This window comes from Pseudoduganella sp. jia 12, from assembly GCF_055502675.1.
This window is the reverse complement of the sequence record NZ_JBUXKP010000012.1, coordinates 173,385-192,425: the sequence shown is the minus strand read 5'-3', so window position 1 is coordinate 192,425 and position 19,041 is coordinate 173,385. Positions and strand designations below refer to the sequence as shown.

The following is a 19,041-nucleotide window of genomic DNA, read 5'->3' as shown; positions in this document are numbered from 1 at the left end:
CTCCATGCTGCGAACCGGGTAATACTTGCAATGACCGAAAAAATCATCATCCTGTCCGACGGCCGCAGCCGGCCGCCGGCCATCCCCGCCACGATCGAGGCGCCCACCGGCGAAGTGCGCGACCGCCTGGCGCGGCCCCTGCGCGACCTGCGCATCTCGATCACCGACCGCTGCAACTTCCGCTGCGTGTACTGCATGCCGAAGGAAGTGTTCGACAAGGATTACCAGTACCTGCCCCACTCGTCGCTGCTGACGTTCGAGGAAATCACGCGCCTGGCGCGCCAGTTCGTTGCCCATGGTGTCGAGAAGATCCGGCTGACCGGCGGCGAGCCGCTGCTGCGCAAGAACATCGAACGGCTGATCGAGATGCTGGCCGCGCTGCGCACCGTCGACGGCAAGCCGCTCGACCTGACGCTGACCACCAACGGCTCGCTGCTGGCGCGCAAGGCGAAATCGCTGAAGGCCGCCGGCCTGCAGCGGGTGACCGTATCGCTCGATGCACTCGACGATGCCACGTTCCGCGCGATGAACGATGTCGATTTCGCCGTCTCCGACGTGCTCGAAGGCATCGAGGCCGCCCATGATGCCGGCCTGGGGCCAATCAAGGTGAACATGGTGGTCAAGGCCGGCACCAACGAACAGGAGCTGCTGCCGATGGCGCGGCACTTCCACGGTACCCCGCACATCCTGCGCTTCATCGAATTCATGGACGTGGGCGCATCGAACGGCTGGAACATGAAGGATGTGATCCCATCGGCCGAGATCGTCCGCCGCATCGGCGCCGAACTGCCGCTGGTGCAGGTGGACCCGAATTACACGGGCGAGACGGCGGCGCGCTGGCGCTATGCCGATGGCGGCGGCGAGGTGGGCGTCATTTCCAGCGTCACGCAGGCGTTCTGCCGGGACTGCACGCGGGCACGCCTGTCCACCGAGGGCAAGCTGTACACCTGCCTGTTCGCCACCCAGGGCCACGACCTGCGCGCCCTGCTGCGCGACGGCCACAGCGACGCAGAGCTGGCCGCCGCGGTCGGCGCGCTGTGGCGGGCGCGCGGCGACCGCTATTCGGAGTTGCGTACCATCAATACGGATGGGCTGTCCGGCAGCGCCGCGCGCAAGGTCGAGATGTCCTACATCGGCGGGTGATGCGAGGTGGACAATGCGAGGCGGGCAATGCGAGATGGGTAATGCAAGCGGGCAATGCGTGGCGGATGAAAACTGGGAGGTAAGTTGAGCGACAACGACATCAGCGGCCTGGTCCTGGCGGGCGGCCGCGGCAGCCGCATGGGCAACGTGGACAAGGGCCTGCAGCCGTTCCGCGGTGCGACACTGGTCGCGCACGTGCTGCGCCGCTTTGCCCCGCAGGTGGCAGCGGTGGCAATCAGCGCCAATCGCAGCCGCGAAGCCTATGAGGCGCTGGGGACGCATTGGCAGGCGAATGTGCTTGCCGATGAACTGACGGGTTTCGCAGGCCCGCTTGCCGGTTTGCAGGCGGGCCTGCGTCAATGCACCACGCCGCTGCTCGCGACCGTGCCATGCGATTCGCCTTTCCTGCCGGAAGACCTGGTGCAGCGGCTGCGCGACGCGCTGCTGGCGCAGGATGCGGACGTGGCGCTGGCCGTGACGATGGAGGCGGACGAGGCCGGCGCGGCACGCAAGCAGCCGCATCCGGTATTCGGGCTGATGAAAGCAAACGTGCTGCCCCGCCTGGACGCCTACCTGGCGGGCGGCGGGCGCAAGATGGATGGCTGGCACGACGGCCTGAAGGTGGCCGAAGTGCTGTTCAACGATGCCGCGGCGTTCCGTAACATCAACACCCCCGAAGAGCTGCGGCGCGAAGACCGCGCGCAACGCCTGCACGATCTCACGTGCGATGTCGATCCCCGCGCGATGCCGGTACGGCGTGCGCGCGAAGTCATCGAACAGTTCGTGCGCCCCGTGCGCGGCGTGGAAAAAGTGGCACTGCGCGCCGCGCTGGGCCGCGTGCTGGCCGAGGACATGATCTCTCCCATCAGCGTGCCGGCGCACGACAATTCGGCGATGGATGGCTTTGCATTCGCCGGCGCCCAGCTGTCGCCGGACCATCCGACGAAGCTGAAGGTGATCGGCACCGATTTCGCCGGCCGCCCGTCCGGCCTGCAGCCCGGCCCCGGCCAGTGCCTGCGCATCATGACGGGCGCCGTGATGCCGGCCGGTTGCGATACGGTGCTGCCGCAGGAGCGCGCCGAAGGCATCGAGGACGACTGCGTGACGATCGCCCCGCGCAGCGTGCGCACCGGCGACAACCGCCGCCTGGCCGGCGAAGACCTGATGGCGGGCCGCCCGGCCCTCGTGGCCGGCAAGCTCGTGCGCCCTGCCGACCTGGGCCTGATCGCCTCGCTCGGCATCGCCGAAGTGCCGGTGCGGCGCCGGCTGCGTGTGGCGTTCTTTTCCACTGGCGACGAACTGCGCTCGGTCGGCGAACCGCTGGCGCAGGGCTGCGTGTACGACAGCAACCGTTACACGCTGTTCGGCATGCTCACCCGCCTGGGCTGCGAACTGGTGGACATGGGCATCGTGAAGGACGACCCCGCGGCGCTGGAAGCGGCGCTGCGCGACGCGTGCCAGAGCGCGGACGCCATCGTCACCTCCGGCGGCGTCTCGGCCGGCGCCGCCGACTACACGCGCGACATCATGGCCAGACTGGGCGAGGTGGCGTTCTGGACGATCGGCATGCGCCCCGGCCGCCCGATGGCGTTCGGCCGCATCGGCGCCGAGGGCCACGAGGCGTTCCTGTTCGGCCTGCCGGGCAATCCCGTGGCCGTGATGGTGTCGTTCTACTTCTTCGCCCGCCCCGCCCTGCTGCGCATGATGGGCGCCGAAGCGCCGGCCGACCTGCTGGTGCAGGCGTGCTCCGCTGAACCGATCCGCAAGCGCCAGGGCCGCACCGAATTCCAGCGCGGCGTGCTGTCCGTTGCCGCAAACGGCACCCGCGAAGTGCGGATCACCGGCGCTCAGGGTTCCGGCATCCTGCGCTCGATGACGGAGGCGAACTGCATCGTCGTGCTGCCGGATGAGCGGGGCAACGTGGCTGCCGGGGAACCGGTGGAGGTGCTGATGTTCGAAGGGCTGGTCTGATGCCGTGAGAATGCGAGGATTTTCAGCGATGCCGGTCTGGTAGCATCAGGGGGATGATCCCGTCGAATGCCACAGCACATGAAAGCCTGTTTCTCCGCAGCGACCTCGGCAGCCGGACTGATGTTCCTGATGTGGCTATTTTTCATTCTTCCTGCCGTCCACGACGTGGAGCCTGGACTTCGCCTCAGCTCGGCGTCGATGGGCATCTGGGTGATCACGGCGGCAGTAGGGAGCGGCAAACTGGTATCGCGTATGGAAACCTGGACGCTGGGCTTGTCCGCCATCATCGGGATCGGGGTATTCCTTGTCGGGATGTTTGCCTTGCTCTTGCGGTGAACAGCTGACTCGTCCAGAGCCAGGCCGGGAGGTCAACGTCCGGCGCCCGGCCCCATCGCCCCTTCGCCGAACAGCCGCGCATCCATCGGTTTCACCACATCGGCAATGCGCGGCACGAAATCCATCCGCGCCAGGATATCGCGTTCGATATCGATGCCCGGCGCCACCTCGACCAGTTCCAGCCCCTGCGGCGTCAGCCGGAACACGCACCGCTCCGTGACGAACAGCGCCTCCTGCCCGCGCTCGAGGGCGACGGCGCCGCTGTAGGTGCGGTGCTCGACCTCGTGCACGAACTTGCGCGACTCGCCTTCGCGCACGATGCGCAGGCCGCCGTCGCCGATCGCCACTTCCAGCGCGCCGGCCGTGAAGGTGCCGATGAACACCACCTTGCGGGCACTCTGGCTGATGTTGATGAAGCCGCCGGCGCCGGCCAGCTTGCGGCCGAACTTGCTCACGTTCAGGTTGCCCTGCCGGTCGGCCTGCGCCAGGCCGAGGATGGCCACGTCGAGGCCGCCGCCGTCGTAGAAATCGAACTGGTAGGGCTGGTCGATGACGGCGTCCGGATTGACGGTGGCGCCGAAATCCAGGCCGCCGGCCGGCATGCCGCCGATCACGCCCGGTTCGGCCGTCAGCGTGAAACGGTCGAGCATGCCCTCCTCGGCCGCGACGGCCGCCACGCCTTCCGGCATGCCGATGCCGAGGTTGACGACGTTGCCGTCGGACAGCTCCAGCAGCGCGCGGCGGGCGATCACCTTGCGGGCGGACAGCGGCATGGGGGCGATGCCGTCGAGCGGCACGCGCAATTCGCCGGCGAATGCGGCATCGTAGGGCGTGCCGAAGGTTTGCATGTGGTATTCCGGCTTCTCGGCAACGACCACGCAATCGACGAGGATGCCGGGGATGCGCACCTGGCGCGGCGGCAGCGTGCCGCTGGCAGCCAGCCGCTCGACCTGCACGATAACGATGCCGCCGCTGTTGTGCGCGGCCATCGCGATCGCCAGCGCTTCGAGCGTGAGCGCTTCGCGCTCCATCGTCACGTTGCCGGCGCTGTCGGCCGTGGTGCCGCGGATGATCGCCACGTCCACGGGAATCGATTTGTAGAACAGCCATTCCCGGCCGCCGATCGTCGTCAGCTCGACCAGGTTCTCGACCGTGCGGCCATTCACCTTGCCGCCGCCATGGCGCGGGTCGACGAAGGTGCCGAGCCCCACGTGCGTGAGCAGGCCGGGTTTGCCGGCGGCCGTGTCGCGGAACAGCTGGCTGATCACGCCTTGCGGCAGGTTGTAGGCTTCGATGCGGTTGTCGATGGCGAGGTGCTGCAGCTTCGGCACCAGGCCCCAGTGGCCGCCGATCACGCGCCTGACCAGGCCTTCGTGGCCAAAGTGGTTCAGGCCCCGCTCGCCGCCGTCGCCCTGCCCGGCCGCGTACAGCAGCGTCAGGTCGCGGGGAACGCCCTGGGACGTGAAGCGCCGCTCGAGGGCGATGGCGATGTTTTCCGCGAAGCCCACGCCGACGAAGCCGCCGGTTGCCACCGTATCGCCATCGTGGATCCTGCCGGCTGCCTCCTGGGCACTGACGACCTTGTTACGCATGCGCTGCTCCTGATCGGGTTTGTCGGAAAACTTTACATATCGGGTCATCGTAAACAGCGCCGCGCGCGCAAGCCGTTGATAAAACCGTCAAACCGGCTTGTGGCATGCAATCTGCGTCACTCAATGTCCGCGGATCTGCAGGGGAGTATGCAATGAAATTCCATAAATGTTGCACGGTTTTCCTGACTGGCCTGTTAGCCGGCATCAACATGGCGCATGCCGCGGTCAGCTATGCCGTCACGCCTTTGTCCGACGACCGGTGGCGCTACGAGTACGTCGTCACCAATGCCATCCTGCCCGGTCCGATCGAGGAATTCACCATCCTGTTCGACGTGAACCTGGTCGGCACGCTGCTGGCTGCCGACGGGCCGCCCGGATGGGACTTGCTGCTGATACAACCGGACGTGCATTTGCCGGCGGCCGGCTTTCTCGACGGGCTCGCCATCACGGGTGGGATCACCCCCGGCGACAGCGCCATCTTCACGGTCGAGTTCACTTACCTCGCCGGCAGCGTGCCTGGCGCCCAGTTGTTCACATTCGTCGACCCGGTCACCTTCGCTACACTGGAAATCGGCATGACGACGCCCGTTCCCGAGCCGGAAGCCACATGGCTGCTGCTCTCGGGCCTCGGCGTTCTGCTGCTGGCGCGGCGCCGCGTCGCCGCCGGCAAGCGGCATGAAACGGAGGTCTGCCATGTCTAGGCACATGACCCGCCGCTTCGGCCTGGCTGTGCTGGCCGCATTCGCGTGCCTGGCGGCGCCAGCCCTGGCGCAGGCGGAGGACCGGTTTACCGTCACGAGCATCGAGAATGTGGGCGAGCGAAGGGTTTCCCGCACGGTGTTCGAATACACCTACCGCATCTGGGTCCGCAATGACGGCAGCGAAGAAGGGGCCGACGTGGTGGCGACGCTCGTCGCGGTACCGTCCGGTACAGCGATCGTCGACGGCAGTGTCGCGTTGGGCAACATCGCGCCCCAGGGCACGGCGGCACCCGGCCGCGATCACATCGTGATCCGCCACGACCGCACGGTGCAGTTCGATCCCACCGGCCTGGCATGGTCGTTCGCCACCGCGACGCTCGTCGAACTCGATCCGGTGAAGCCGGCGGACCTGGTGGTCCTGGCCGCCGCCGACCTGGGATTGCCTGCTTCGGGCGCGACCGTCACCACGTCCGGCGCCATCGGCGAGGCCTTGCTCAGGGATGGCACGCTGCGCTTCGCGACGCCCGGTGACAGCGGCTCGGAACAGCGGGGCCGGATAACGGTGCGCGGCGACGGCGTCAACACTGTGCTGGATGTGACGGTCCGCACCCTGCGCCCGACGGCGCCGGCGGCCTACGAGGAGCCGGGCGAGGATGGCAATCCGCCGGCAGCCGCGCCGGCACTGGAGCTGACGGGGTTCTGGCTCACTGCGCTGACCGGCGGGGATATCGCTTTCCGCCTGGCCGACAGTGCGGGCCTCGACCTCGCCGACGACAGCATCGGCACGGCGACCGGGCGCAATGGCGCGCGGATCGCGCTGCACGACTACTGGACCTTCGATCGCGCAACCGCCACGTTTTCGATCAGCGGCACGGCACGGGAACAACTGCTGGCCGCCCTGCCGGTCGGCCCGCTCGCGTTGGCGCTCAATTTCGTCTCGAAGGATGGCATGTTTGCCGCCAGCTACGATGTGCTGGCGGCCCATCGCGGCGCACAGCTGCTGGGCAGGATCGTGGACAGCAACGGTGCGCCCGTGACCTCCCTGCAGGACAAGACCATTTTGCTGGCCGGATATAACGCCGGACAGCGCGTTGCCAGCCCCATCAACTACAGGGGCGAATTCGGCTTCGTCGACGTGATTCCCGACACCTACCAGCTCACGCTGGTCGAGCTCGACAATCCGGATGTCACCAGCGTCAGCACGGCCATCTACGACACGACCACCGAAGCGACCGTGACCATCGTCTACGCCCTGCCTGGCCAGGAAACCGCGGCTGGCGGGGCGCGAGGCCCGGCCTTCTACGCGGCCAGCAGCGTCATACAGGATGGCGCGCCGCCACCGCCACGCCAGGCGGTTCGCGGCGGGCAGCGGCAGCCCGCCCTTGCGGCTGGCGCCACCGTGTTCTCGGCAGTCGCGGGGGCGCAGGACGAGACCGTATCGGTACCGGTTTCCTTCCCGGTACCGCAGGGAACGCAGGGAGTCAACGTACAGGTCTCGGTGTTTACCGAAGAGTATCCCTATTACACCTCGCAGCACAGCGAGTACAACGATACCTGGTCCTACTCGGTGAGCGGCCTGCCGGGAGTCAGCCTGTTGGCGAACGGTTCCGTCAACGACTCCCATTATCACCAGCCCACGATCACGCGCAGCCAGTGCGTCGACGTGCGCGAGCAGACCACTGCGGGCGCGCTGACGATCGGCGGCAAGGTCAGTGCCACCAATATCGGCGATGGTGAACTGCCGACCACCACCACCGTGGAGCTGACGCTGGGCTGCACGGACCTGCAGGTCTCCAGTGCCCGGTTCATGTCCCCCAACGCCAGCGGCAACCCCGTCCTGGATCCGGCCAACCCGACCGACAGCTCAGGCGACATCGTGAGCATCCCGGGGCCCTACCTGTCGATCCAGAGGACGGCGGCCGACGCCACCCACACGCTGCCACTGGAAATACGCTATACGCCAGCGAATGCCACGATCACCGAAGTGCATGTCGGTGTGTCGTCCGATCCCCTGCAACCGCGCTTGAGCAGCGTGAACCTGCTCGACCAGCCGCATGTGAAAACGCCGGGCAAGCTCACGTTCCCGCGCCTGTCCCTGCCGCCCTTCCCCGGCGATACCGTCGCCGGCAAGGTCACGGCGACAGTGCGCTTGCGTGGCGTCGTCGATGGTTCCGAAAAGGAATCAAACCCGAGAAAAGGCGGACAGGTGACATTCGACGGCAAGAGCGCCTTCATTCCGCTCTACCTCGCGGCCACGTTTGCGCCGCTCGATACCCGGCGGTACAACGCGCCGCACGATGTCGGCGGCGATTCGTGGGCCACGCGCCAGGTGATCGACTGGCTGCTTGCGCGCCCCTACCGGTTCGACGACATCAGCGGCATGCACGTGGCGCAAACCCCGGGGGGCCGTTCGATCCTCGGCCATGCGGGGCACAACGACGGCCAGACCATCGACATCCGCTATGCCGATGGACAAGGTGGTTACTCGGACGAGCTGGGCGGCCACGGCGACGGCAAGCACATCAAGGCGCTGATCCAGGCCGCCGCCCAGGAAGTGGCCAGCAATGCAGCGCAAAAGCCCAAGCTGGCCGCATTGCAGGCCTGGATCACGGCAAACCGGGCCATGCTCGAAGCCGAAGCCACCACGAGTTATACCCGCAAGATCTATATCGGCAAGAAGTTCATCAAGGTGGCATTAATCAATGGCAAGTTCGCTGCCGGTGACGAGACGCTCATTCCAGGGATTACCAAATGGAATCGGCCGCCGACAGTCCACACGAGCGGCGGCCACCTGCATCACTGGCACCTCATGATGTCGCTGCACCCGTAAAGGCAGCCGGGCGGCGCTGGAAAACCGGTGCCGCATGCCATGCATGGCCGGCGCGCGGTCAGTCCGGCAGTTCGCCGCTCGTTGCCAGGTCCGCCTGCCGGCCCAGCAGCAGTTCCGCCGCCTCGGCCGGCAGCGCCTCGACGGATTTCAGTTTCTTCGCCATCTGGCGGCTGCGCACTTCCGCCGACTCGATGTTTTTCGCCGCCCGTTCCAGCGTGGTCTTCGTGGCCGCCAGCACGTCGCCGAACTTGCCGAACTCCGTTTTCACGGCGCCCAGCACCTGCCACACCTCGGACGAGCGCTTTTCCAGCGCCAGCGTCCGGAACCCCATCTGCAGGCTGTTCAGCAGCGCCGTCAGCGTGGATGGGCCGGCGATGCTGATGCGGTTCACGCGCTGCAGTTCGTCCGCCAGGCCCGGGCGCCGCATCACTTCCGCATACAGCCCTTCGGTCGGCAGGAACAGGATGGCGAAATCGGTCGTCTGCGGCGGGCATACGTACTTGTCCGCGATGGTTTTCGCTTCGTTGCGCACGGCCCGTTCCAGTTCGCGGCCGGCCAGCGCCACGCCGTCGGCATCGGCCCGCTCTGCCGCTTCCAGCAGGCGTTCATACTGCTCCTTCGGGAACTTGGCGTCGATCGGCATCCACACCGGCGGCCCGCCCTCCTTCTGGCCCGGCAGTTTCAGCGCGAATTCGACACGCGCATTCGTGCCGGCCACCGTTTCGACATTTTTAGCATACTGGTCGGGCGTCAGCACTTGCTCGAGCAGCATTTCGAGCTGCACTTCACCCCACGTGCCGCGCGTTTTGACGTTCGTGAGCACGCGTTTCAGGTCGCCCACGCCCAGCGCGAGCTGCTGCATCTCGCCCAGGCCCTGGTGCACGCGTTCCAGCCGGTCCGATACCTGCCTGAACGATTCCGTGAGCCGCGATTCCAGCGTGGCATGCAGCTTTTCATCGACGGTCTGGCGCATCTCTTCCAGGCGTGCGGAGTTGTCGGCCTGCAGGTCGCGGATGCGCGTTTCCAGCGTGGCGCGCACTTCGGCCATGCGGCGCGCGTTCGATTCCGTCAGCACTTCGATCTGGCGGCGCATGCCGTCGAGCTGCTGGACGGTGGCGGCATGAGATTGGGCGAGGGTGTGGCTCATTTCCTGCCGCTGGGCCTGGGCGGTGGCCTGCAATTGCATGCGCACTTCGCGCTCGACCCGTTCCAGGCGTTCGGCGATGTCGGCACCCTGTCCCGCGTTGCCGTTGTTACCACGAAGGAGAATGACGATCTGCACCGCGAGGATCGCGATGGCGAGCGCCAGCAAGGCGTAGATTTCCATGGTTCAGGGCGCCCTTGTCGGCTCAGTCGGCTTTATTGCGCATCCAGTCCGCGGTCTGGTAGAACGATTGCATGAGGCGCAGGCGCAGGTCTTCGGCAATGCCCACGTCTTCCATTGCCCAGGCCATCGCGCGCAGCCACTGGTCGCGCTCGCTGCTGCCGACCGGGAACGGCAGGTGCCGGGCGCGCAGCCGCGGGTGGCCGAACTGCTCCTGGTACAGGTCGGGGCCGCCCATCCAGCCGGTGAGGAACCAGTACAGTTTGTCGCGCGAGCCGTCCGTGGCGGGCGGGTGCATGGCGCGGATGCCGGCGAATTCCGGTTCCAGTTCCATCAGGTCGTAGAAACGGTCGACCATCTCGCGGAGCTTTTCAGCGCCGCCGATGACCTCGTAAAGGGTCGTGGATTCGGTACGTGATTCAGTCATAGTCACAATGATAGCGCACTGCACGTAAGCTGATTGATCCAAATCAATTCCCCATGCGATACCGCTCAACATGGCTGGGTTTGGTAGGAAGATGGTTGCTTGTTTCGAGCCATTTACACAGCCATGCGTCACGATGCAATCGAACGCGCGGTCGGCGGCTTCATCGGCCGGCTGGCGCGGCGCCACCGCGGCGGTGAACGCGCGGCCATCCAGGCCTTTGTGCTGGGTTGGCTCAGCGTCATCCTCCACCCCCTCTATTTCGTGATGTTCACGTGGGTGTTCCCGCAACCCTACGAAAGCCTGGCTCTCCGGGTGCTGGGCACGCTGCTGGGCGTGGCCGGCATTGCCGCGGCGCGCTACCACACCCGCTGGTGCGAGCTGTACGTGCCGTTCGCGCTCACCTTCGTGCTGCCGTTCTACGGTGCCTACATGTTCATGATGAACGGCGCCGCCGGCGCGTGGACACAGTGCCTGACCGTGATGATCGTGGGCCTGTTCCATTTTCCGACGAAACTGGCGCTGCGCTGCTATGCGACCGGCACCCTGCTCGCCGGCCTGTGCGTCATCCTGCAAGGCAAGGGTGACGTGATCCTGTCGGCGGGCGTGCTGCAGCAGTTGCCCGTGCACGGGCTAATCGTCCTGCTGCTGGGGCTGGCCCGTTTTTCCCGCGTGGCGCTGGAGCAGGAAAAGATGGCGGGCCTGGGCGAAGGCCTGGGCGCCGTGGCGCACGAGATGCGCACGCCGCTGGCGAGCATGGAAGCGAATGTGCGCGGCCTGACGCGGATGCTGGGAGCGCTGCCAGCCGGCCAGCCGGACGATGTCCGCGATGCGATGTCGCGCGTGCATTACGAAGTGCGCCACATGAACCACCTGATCGACCTGTTCCTGCTGTCGGCCAACGCGGTGCGGCGCCGCCATGAGCCGTTCGAAACGGTGTCGATGGCCGACGCCGTGCAATCCGTGCTGCGCCGCTATCCGTTCACGGGCCCGGACCAGAGCGATGCGGTCACGGTGGAGGTGCGCGGCAATTTCCGCTTTGCCGGCCAGCACGAGCTCACGGTGGTCATCCTGCTCAACCTGCTGCGCAATGCGCTGAAGGCCATCCACCGCGCCGGCAAGGGCCGCGTGCGCATCGTTGTCGACGGCAACCGCAAATCCCCCAGGCTGCTGTTCATCGACACGGCCTGCGGCATCGCCGCGCGCCGCCTGCCGCTGATCTTCCAGCGCTTCTACGCCTACCCCGCGCACAACGGCACCGGCATCGGGCTCGCCCTGTGCCGGCAGATCATGCGCGCATGGAACGCCGATATCCGCTGCGTGTCGCGCGAGCACGCCTACTCGATCTTCGTGCTGGAATTCCCGACTCCGCGCACCCCGCCATCAGGTGACTCATGAGACTTCCGATCCTTTCCCATCCGACCACGGTCGTGCTGGTGGACGACAGCGATTCGTTCCTGAAAAGCCTGACGTTCCAGCTCGACCCGCTTTTGCCGAGCAAGACCTTCCACGACACGGCGGTGGCGCTGGACTGGTTCGCGCGCAGCACGCGGCGCGAAGACCTGCCCCTGCACGTGGACTTCGACAGCCTGAACCAGTCGCCCGACCAGCCCAACGTGGCGGTCGACATGCGGCGCATCCACCGCGTGTGCGAGCAGCCGATGCGCTTCACGATCCCATCCGTGCTCGTCGTCGACTACTCGATGCCGCAGATGAACGGCGTGGAATTCTGCGAAGCGCTGCAGCACCTGCCGACCAAGAAGATCCTGTTTACGGGGGCGGCGGATGAAAAGATCGCCGTGGACGCGTTCAACCGCGGCCTGATCGACCGCTACATCAAGAAAAGCGACGACGATGCGCTCGACCGGCTGGAAGTCGAAATCGTCAGCATGCAGCGCGCCTTCTTCCTCGACTACACGCAAACGCTGGGGGACATGCTGGCCCTGCACGACTTCAGCTTCCTGCGCTGCCAGGCGATGGCCGCGGTGGTGCAGGACCTGTACCGCCGCCATGGCTTCGTGGAGCACTACCTGTATCCGGGCCCGGCCGGCATCCTGTTCCTCGACCGCTACGGCCGGGCCAAGCTGATGGTCATCGAGACGGAACAGGGCATGTGCGCCCAGTACGAGGTGGCGCGCGACAACGATGCGCCCCATTCGCTGCTGCTGGCGCTCTCGGAACGGCGCGTGCTGCCGTTCTTTCCGCCCGGCGACGGCATGTATTCGACCGAAGCGGGCGACGAGTGGCACCGCCACTGCCGCGCGCCGCAGGTGTGCATGGGCCGCGAGAAGTATTACTGGGCGCTGTTCGACTTTCCCGAACACTACCTGGCCTCGCCGCCCGCGCCGTTCGAGCAGTTCCTGAATGACCGGCAGGCCGATGCCTACCTGGCGGCGTGAAAAGTGTCCGGCACCGGTGTTCGCCTGCCTTTTGATACCTCGGCAGAAAAACGGTGTCCGACACTTCTTCCGGATAACCCGCTCGGAAAGACGTCCGACACCATTACGCTGACGACTACGCCTCCCGCAGCGTTTGAAGCGGCGGTTGCCGCAGCACATTGCGCAACCCGAGCCAGCCGCCGATCGCGGCGCACATGGCGCCCACCACCACACCGGCCAGCCAGGCCGTGGGGCTGAACACCCAGTCGAACTTGAACTGGTAGGTTGCCAGTCCCCAGCCCATCGCGGCGGCGCCGGTGGCGGCCAGCAGGCCGGCCAGCGAGCCCACGAGCAGGAACTCGATCATCTGCGCGCGCGACAGCTGGCGCCGGGTGGCGCCCAGCGCGCGCAGCAGGCCCGATTCGCGGGTGCGCTCATCCTGCGAGCCCATCAGGGCGGCATACAGCACCAGCAGGCCGGAAGCGAGCGTGAAACCGAACAGGAATTCCACCGCCTGGATCACTTGGTCGAGCACGGACTGGATCTGGCGCAGCACGCCGCCCACGTCGATCACCGTCAGGTTCGGGTAGTCGCGCGACAGCTGCGTGCCCAGCGCGGCCGATTTCTTCGGCAGGTGGAACGAGGTGATCCACGTTTGCGGCGTGTCGGCCATGGCGCGCGGATTGATGATGACGAAGAAATTCACCCGCATCGAGCCCCACTCCAGCTTGCGCAGGCTGGTGATCTTCGCTTCCACCGGCGAGCCGGCGATATCGAACCGCATCGTGTCGCCCAGTTTCAGGCCCAGCGTCTTTGCCAGCCCTTCCTCGACGGACGCTTCGGCGCTGCCGGGCGCATCGTCGAACCACTTGCCCGCCGTGAGCCGGTTCTGGGAGGGCATGTCGGCCATTGTCGACAGGTTGAATTCGCGCTCGGCCAGGTTGCGCGCGCGCCCTTCCGGGTAGGTGGCGGGCGTCACCGGCTTGCCGTTGACGCCCGTCAGCCGGCCGCGGATCATCGGGTACAGCGGCGCTTCCAGCGCGCCGCCGGTACGCAGCTTGCCGGCGATTTCGTCCTTCTGGTCCGGCTGGATGTTGATGACGAAGTGGTTCGGCGCATCGGGCGGCGTGGCATTGCGCCAGGACGACATCAGGTCGTCGCGCACGATCGTGAGCACCAGCAGCGCCATCAGGCCCAGGGCAAGCGATACCACCTGCACCACGGTGGCGCCGGGGCGGCGCTGCAGCGACGTGACGGCAAAGCGCCACGCCGGGTGCTTGAGCGACGTGCGCAGCGACTTCAATGCGGCGAGGCCGCCGTAGCCGGCCAGTGCGAACACGCCGAACGCGCCCACGAAGCCGAGCGCCGTGTACAGCGCCAGCTTCAGGTCGCCGGCCTGCCACAGCAGCAGCACGACGAACGCGGCCAGGCCGAGGCCATATGTGGCCAGCGCCATCGGCTGGGGCGGCGCCTGCTCGCGACGGATCACCCGGTTGTGCGGCACGTTGCGCAGTTGCAGGATCGGCGGCAGCGCGAAGCCGGCCAGCAGCAGCATGCCGGTGGCCAGCCCCTGCAGCGCCGGCACGATCGATACCGGCGGCAGGTCGGCCTGCACCAGGCGCCCCAGCAGCTCGAGCAGCACGAAGTGGCTGCCGAAGCCCACCAGCACGCCGATCACGCTGCCCGCCAGCCCCACCAGCAGGAATTCGATCAGGTAGATGGCCGTGACCTGGTTCTGCGTCAGGCCCAGGCAGCGCAGCATGGCGCACGCATCGAGGTTGCGCAGCATGAAGCGGCGTGCCGCCATGGCCACCGCCACGGCGGCCAGCATCGCCGACAGCAACCCCACCAGCGACAGGAAGCGGTCGGCGCGCTCCAGCGTTTCACGCATTTCCGGGCGGCCTTCTTCCAGCGTGTCGATGCGGATGTTGCGCGCCTTGCCGGCATTGATCTCGCCGCGTACCCAGTCGTTGAATTCTTGCACCGCGGCGCGGCCGTCCGGCCCCTGCCCCGCGACCAGCAGCCGGTACGTGATGCGCGAGCCGGTCTGCACCAGGTTGGTTTTCGCCAGCTCGTCATGGCGCAGCATCACGCGCGGCGCGAAGTTGATGAAGCCGGTGCCGCGATCCGGCTCGGCGGCGATGAGCTGCGCGACGCGGAAGGTGGCGTCGCCCACCCGCACCGCGTCGCCGACCTTCGCGTTCAGCGCGCGCAGCACGGCTGCGTCGATCCACACGGTGCCCGGCGCCGGAATGTCGGGCGCCGGCGTGCCCACGCTGTCGTTGGCCTGCTCCGGATCGGTCGTGACCTTCACGCGGCCACGCAGCGGATACCCGGCGCCGACGGCCTTCAGCGAGGCCAGCACCGATTGCGCGGCCTCGCCTTCGCCGGCCTGCGCCATGCTGGGGAAGACGGCCGTATCGGCCAGCAGGAGGCCGCGGCGCCTCGCTTCGTCACGCCAGGCATCGGCGATCTGCTGGTCGCCGGCGATCACGAGATCGGCCCCCAGCAGCTGGTGTGCGTCGCGATTCAGGCCGGCGCGCAGCCGGTCGATGAAGAAGCCGGCCGCCGACAGCGCGGCGACGGCGACGATCAGCGCAACCAGCAGGAAGCGCAACTGGCCGGCGCGCCAGTCGCGCGCGGTCATGCGGAGGGCCTGGAGGAACATGGTTTTCTTATCCGGTATGAGTGCCGCTGCCCGCATTCAACCCCAAGGCAGGGGCCGGGGTCAGACCCGCCGGGTCTGACCCCAGGGTGACGGCGTTGGGGTGAAATTTGATCGCGACAAGCGCGTTAAACGACGTCGAACGCCGAGAAATACGCATCCACTTCATCGAGGAACTTCTGCTTCTGCTCCGCCGGCAGGAACGAGGCGGCGAAACCGTTCTTCGCCAGCTCGTGCGCATGCTGCAGGCCGAGCGGCAGCGAGTCGAACGTGGCCAGGTAGTTCTCGTTCAGGTAGCCGCCGAAGTAGGCCGGGTCGTCCGAATTGATCGTCACCACGATGCCGGCGTCGAGCAGCGACAGCAGGTTGTGCTTGCCCATGTCATCGAAGACGCGCAGCTTGACGTTCGACAGCGGGCACACCGTGAGGGCCATTTTCTCGGCGGCCAGGCGGCGCGTGAGTTCGGCGTCTTCCAGGCAGCGCACGCCATGGTCGATGCGCTCCACGTGCAGCACGTCCAGCGCCGACCAGATGTAGGCGGGCGGGCCCTCCTCGCCGGCATGCGCCACCAGGTGCAGGCCCAGTTCGCGGGCGCGCGCGAAGACGCGGGTGAACTTTTCCGGCGGATGGCCGACCTCGGAAGAATCGAGGCCCACGCCGATGAACTTGTCGCGGTACGGCAGCGCCGCCTCCAGCGTGGCCAGCGCGTCTTCCTCGGACAGGTGGCGCAGGAAGCACAGGATCAGCGTGGCCGACACATCGCTGTCGGCGCAGGCCCGGTGGATACCGCTGATCACGTCGCCCATCGGCACGCCGCGCGACGTGTGCGTTTGCGGATCGAAGAAGATCTCGGCGTGGCGCACGTGGTCGGCCTTGGCGCGCGCCAGGTAGGCGGCTGTCATGTCGTAGAAATCCTGCTCCTTGAGCAGCACGCTGGCGCCGGCATAGTAAATGTCCAGGAACGATTGCAGGTCCTTGAATGCGTAGGCCGCGCGCAGGGCATCCACGGACGGATACGCGAGCTGCACGCCGTTGCGCTGCGCCAGCGCGAAGATCAGTTCGGGTTCCAGCGAACCTTCGATGTGGATGTGCAGTTCGGCTTTCGGCATGTTCTGCACGATATGGCGGATTTGGGTGTTCATTGGTGTCCTTTGTTCCTGGTAAAGCGCATCTTATCGCAAGATCAAATCTTTTTTGAATCCCTGCCCTGGCGCACGGTTTGCATGGTCCTCAGCACAGCTTGAACAACCATGCTACTGTGGTGCCAAGCGTGAAGGAATTGGCAACAATGCCGTGCGTGGCATCAAGCGTGTGAGCGTTTTCCCTTGTGGATCATGGTTTTACAGATGAAATTGACGATGTTGGATAATCTTTTGACTTCCCGCACCATAAGCGCAATAATCAATTTCATCTGCGTAAGATGCGTTTCGGCGCACACACACGCAAGCCGGCACCTTTCCACCGCACGGCATATAAGAAACTCAGCTCACGGCGCGCGCAACGCGTGCCACAGCCAGAAGCTGAAAGTATTCATGGACAACCAAGGAGCAGCACCCAGGATCAGGCCGACAGCCTTGCATGACGACTGCCGACCGCAATAAGGGAGCCTGACGAACCGCCGCGCACATCCACAAGATTGGCGGCGCGGCAGCGACGGCGGAATCCCGTGACTTGTAGGTTTTCATCAGAGGACACGCACATGACGATCTTTGACACTTACGCAGCACGGTACGAGCGCACCCGGGAAGAGGAGATGTCCCTTTCCGAATATCTGCAGTTATGCAAGAAGGATCACCTGACTTACGCGACAGCGGCGGAGCGGATGCTGGCCGCGATCGGAGAACCGACGCTGGTCGATACGCGCAACGATACCCGGCTGTCCCGCATCTTCGCCAACAAGGTCATCAAGATCTATCCCGCCTTCCGCGAGTTCTACGGCATGGAGGAAGTGATCGAACAGGTGGTGTCCTACTTCCGTCACGCGGCCCAGGGCCTGGAAGAACGCAAGCAGATCCTGTACTTGCTGGGCCCCGTGGGCGGCGGCAAATCGTCGATCGCCGAAAAGCTGAAGTCGCTGATGGAGCAGGTGCCGTTCTATTGCCTGAAGGGTTCGCCCGTCAACGAATCGCCGCTCGGCCTGTTCAACGAAACGGAAGACGGCGTGATCCTGGAAGAGGACTACGGCATCCCGCGCCGCTACCTGCGCAGCATTCCCAGCCCGTGGGCGGTGAAGCGGCTGCACGAGTTCAACGGCGACATCAACCAGTTCCGCGTGGTCAAGCGCTACCCGTCGATCCTGAAGCAGATCGCGATTTCGAAAACCGAACCGGGTGACGAGAACAACCAGGACATCTCCTCGCTGGTCGGCAAGGTCGACATCCGCAAGCTCGAGGATTACGCGCAGGACGATCCCGATGCCTACAGCTACTCCGGCGGCCTGTGCCTGGCGAACCAGGGCCTGATGGAATTCGTGGAGATGTTCAAGGCCCCGATCAAGGTGCTGCACCCGCTGCTGACGGCCACGCAGGAAGGCAACTACAAGGGCACGGAAGGCTTCGGCGCGATCCCGTTCGACGGCGTGGTGCTGGCCCACTCGAACGAATCGGAATGGAAAAGCTTCCGCAACAACCGCAACAACGAGGCATTCCTCGACCGTATCTACATCGTCAAGGTGCCGTATTGCCTGCGCGTGTCGGACGAGGTGAAGATCTACGACAAGCTGATGCGCAACTCGTCGCTGGCCGCGGCACCCTGCGCGCCGGGCACGCTGCGCATGATGTCGCAGTTCGCCATCCTGTCGCGCCTGAAGGAACCGGAGAACTCGTCGATCTTCTCGAAAATGCTGGTCTACGATGGCGAGAACCTGAAGGATACCGATCCGAAGGCGAAGTCGATCCACGAATATGTCGATTACGCTGGCGTGGACGAAGGCATGAACGGCCTGTCGACCCGCTTTGCCTTCAAGATCCTGTCGAAGGTATTCAACTTCGACTCGACCGAAGTGGCGGCCAATCCGGTGCACCTGCTGTACGTGCTCGAGCAGCAGGTCGAGCGCGAACAGTTCCCGCCGGAGACGGAACAGAAATACTTCTCCTATATTAAGGAGCACCTGGCGCAGCGCTACGTGGACTTCATCGGCAAGGAAATCCAGACCGCCTACCTGGAGAGCTATTCGGAATATGGCCAGAATATCTTCGACCGCTACGTCACGTTCGCCGACTTCTGGATCCAGGACCAGGAATACCGCGATCCGGATACCGGTGAAAGCTTCGACCGCGAATCGCTGAACGCCGAGCTGGAAAAGATCGAGAAGCCGGCCGGCATCAGCAATCCCAAGGATTTCCGCAACGAGATCGTCAACTTCGGCCTGCGTGCCCGGGCCAACAACGGCGGCAAGAATCCGGCATGGACGTCGTACGAGAAATTCCGCACGGTCATCGAGAAAAAGATGTTCTCGAACACCGAAGAGCTGTTGCCGGTGATCTCGTTCAACGCCAAGGCCAGCGCGGAAGATGCCAACAAGCATGCGGACTTCGTGGCCCGGATGGTGGAAAAAGGCTACACCGCCAAGCAGGTCCGGCTGCTGTGCGAGTGGTATCTGCGTGTGCGGAAGTCGTCTTGAGGCTGTCGGTGCCATAATAGGTTCAACAAGCGAGTCTGGTTCACAGCCGTACCGG

At 65.7% G+C, this 19,041-nt stretch carries 12 protein-coding genes and 1 pseudogene; 8 read left to right on the top strand and 5 right to left on the bottom strand.

The features are described 5' to 3' along the window. Nucleotides 1-30: 30 nt before the first annotated feature. From moaA to ACY65G_RS24670, 3 genes are all read left to right on the top strand, one after another. Nucleotides 31-1,143 carry a GTP 3',8-cyclase MoaA gene (gene moaA, locus ACY65G_RS24680; protein ID WP_464999927.1) on the top strand — a complete coding sequence of 371 codons (1,113 nt, stop codon included), beginning with the start codon at nucleotides 31-33 and terminating at the stop codon, nucleotides 1,141-1,143. Between the two features lie 84 nt (nucleotides 1,144-1,227). Continuing rightward, the gene (gene moeA, locus ACY65G_RS24675; protein ID WP_464999926.1) at nucleotides 1,228-3,114 is read left to right on the top strand and encodes a molybdopterin molybdotransferase MoeA; all 1,887 of its coding nucleotides are present in this window, start codon (nucleotides 1,228-1,230) and stop codon (nucleotides 3,112-3,114) included. A gap of 78 nt (nucleotides 3,115-3,192) precedes the next feature. Next, nucleotides 3,193-3,450 carry a hypothetical protein gene (locus ACY65G_RS24670; protein WP_464999925.1) on the top strand — a complete coding sequence of 86 codons (258 nt, stop codon included), beginning with the start codon at nucleotides 3,193-3,195 and terminating at the stop codon, nucleotides 3,448-3,450. A gap of 50 nt (nucleotides 3,451-3,500) precedes the next feature. Here ACY65G_RS24670 and ACY65G_RS24665 read toward each other — a convergent pair. After that, nucleotides 3,501-5,090: pseudogene (locus ACY65G_RS24665) on the bottom strand (acyl CoA:acetate/3-ketoacid CoA transferase); the annotation flags it as partial. A gap of 104 nt (nucleotides 5,091-5,194) precedes the next feature. Here ACY65G_RS24665 and ACY65G_RS24660 point away from each other — a divergent pair. Then, entirely contained in the window at nucleotides 5,195-5,743 is a 549-nt protein-coding gene (locus ACY65G_RS24660) for a PEP-CTERM sorting domain-containing protein (protein ID WP_464999924.1), read from the top strand. After that, on the top strand, nucleotides 5,736-8,573 hold the full coding sequence (locus tag ACY65G_RS24655; protein ID WP_464999923.1) for a hypothetical protein: 2,838 nt from the start codon (nucleotides 5,736-5,738) through the stop codon (nucleotides 8,571-8,573). The genes ACY65G_RS24660 and ACY65G_RS24655 overlap by 8 nt, the downstream gene beginning before the upstream one ends. A gap of 58 nt (nucleotides 8,574-8,631) precedes the next feature. Here ACY65G_RS24655 and ACY65G_RS24650 read toward each other — a convergent pair whose 3' ends face one another. Together ACY65G_RS24650 and ACY65G_RS24645 are read right to left on the bottom strand one after the other, a co-directional pair. Next, the gene (locus ACY65G_RS24650) at nucleotides 8,632-9,900 is read right to left on the bottom strand and encodes a DNA recombination protein RmuC (RefSeq protein WP_464999922.1); all 1,269 of its coding nucleotides are present in this window, start codon (nucleotides 9,898-9,900) and stop codon (nucleotides 8,632-8,634) included. Between the two features lie 22 nt (nucleotides 9,901-9,922). Next, nucleotides 9,923-10,324: a group II truncated hemoglobin gene (locus tag ACY65G_RS24645; RefSeq protein WP_464999921.1), complete on the bottom strand. Its 402-nt coding sequence runs from the start codon at nucleotides 10,322-10,324 to the stop codon at nucleotides 9,923-9,925. A gap of 123 nt (nucleotides 10,325-10,447) precedes the next feature. Between ACY65G_RS24645 and ACY65G_RS24640 the strand changes: the two genes are divergently transcribed. Together ACY65G_RS24640 and ACY65G_RS24635 are read left to right on the top strand one after the other, a co-directional pair. After that, nucleotides 10,448-11,719, top strand: coding sequence for a sensor histidine kinase (locus ACY65G_RS24640; RefSeq protein WP_464999920.1), 1,272 nt, complete (start codon nucleotides 10,448-10,450; stop codon nucleotides 11,717-11,719). Beyond that, entirely contained in the window at nucleotides 11,716-12,720 is a 1,005-nt protein-coding gene (locus ACY65G_RS24635) for a response regulator (RefSeq protein WP_464999919.1), read from the top strand. Before ACY65G_RS24640 ends, ACY65G_RS24635 begins: the two co-directional genes overlap by 4 nt. A 115-nt stretch (nucleotides 12,721-12,835) precedes the next feature. Here ACY65G_RS24635 and ACY65G_RS24630 read toward each other — a convergent pair whose 3' ends face one another. Together ACY65G_RS24630 and ACY65G_RS24625 are read right to left on the bottom strand one after the other, a co-directional pair. Beyond that, entirely contained in the window at nucleotides 12,836-15,367 is a 2,532-nt protein-coding gene (locus tag ACY65G_RS24630; protein ID WP_464999918.1) for an ABC transporter permease, read from the bottom strand. A 125-nt stretch (nucleotides 15,368-15,492) separates the two neighbouring features. After that, nucleotides 15,493-16,506 carry an adenosine deaminase gene (locus ACY65G_RS24625; protein WP_464999917.1) on the bottom strand — a complete coding sequence of 338 codons (1,014 nt, stop codon included), beginning with the start codon at nucleotides 16,504-16,506 and terminating at the stop codon, nucleotides 15,493-15,495. Between the two features lie 557 nt (nucleotides 16,507-17,063). On the opposite strand from ACY65G_RS24625, the gene ACY65G_RS24620 reads away from it, so the two are divergent. Further along, nucleotides 17,064-18,986 carry a PrkA family serine protein kinase gene (locus ACY65G_RS24620; protein ID WP_464999916.1) on the top strand — a complete coding sequence of 641 codons (1,923 nt, stop codon included), beginning with the start codon at nucleotides 17,064-17,066 and terminating at the stop codon, nucleotides 18,984-18,986. Nucleotides 18,987-19,041: the final 55 nt, after the last annotated feature.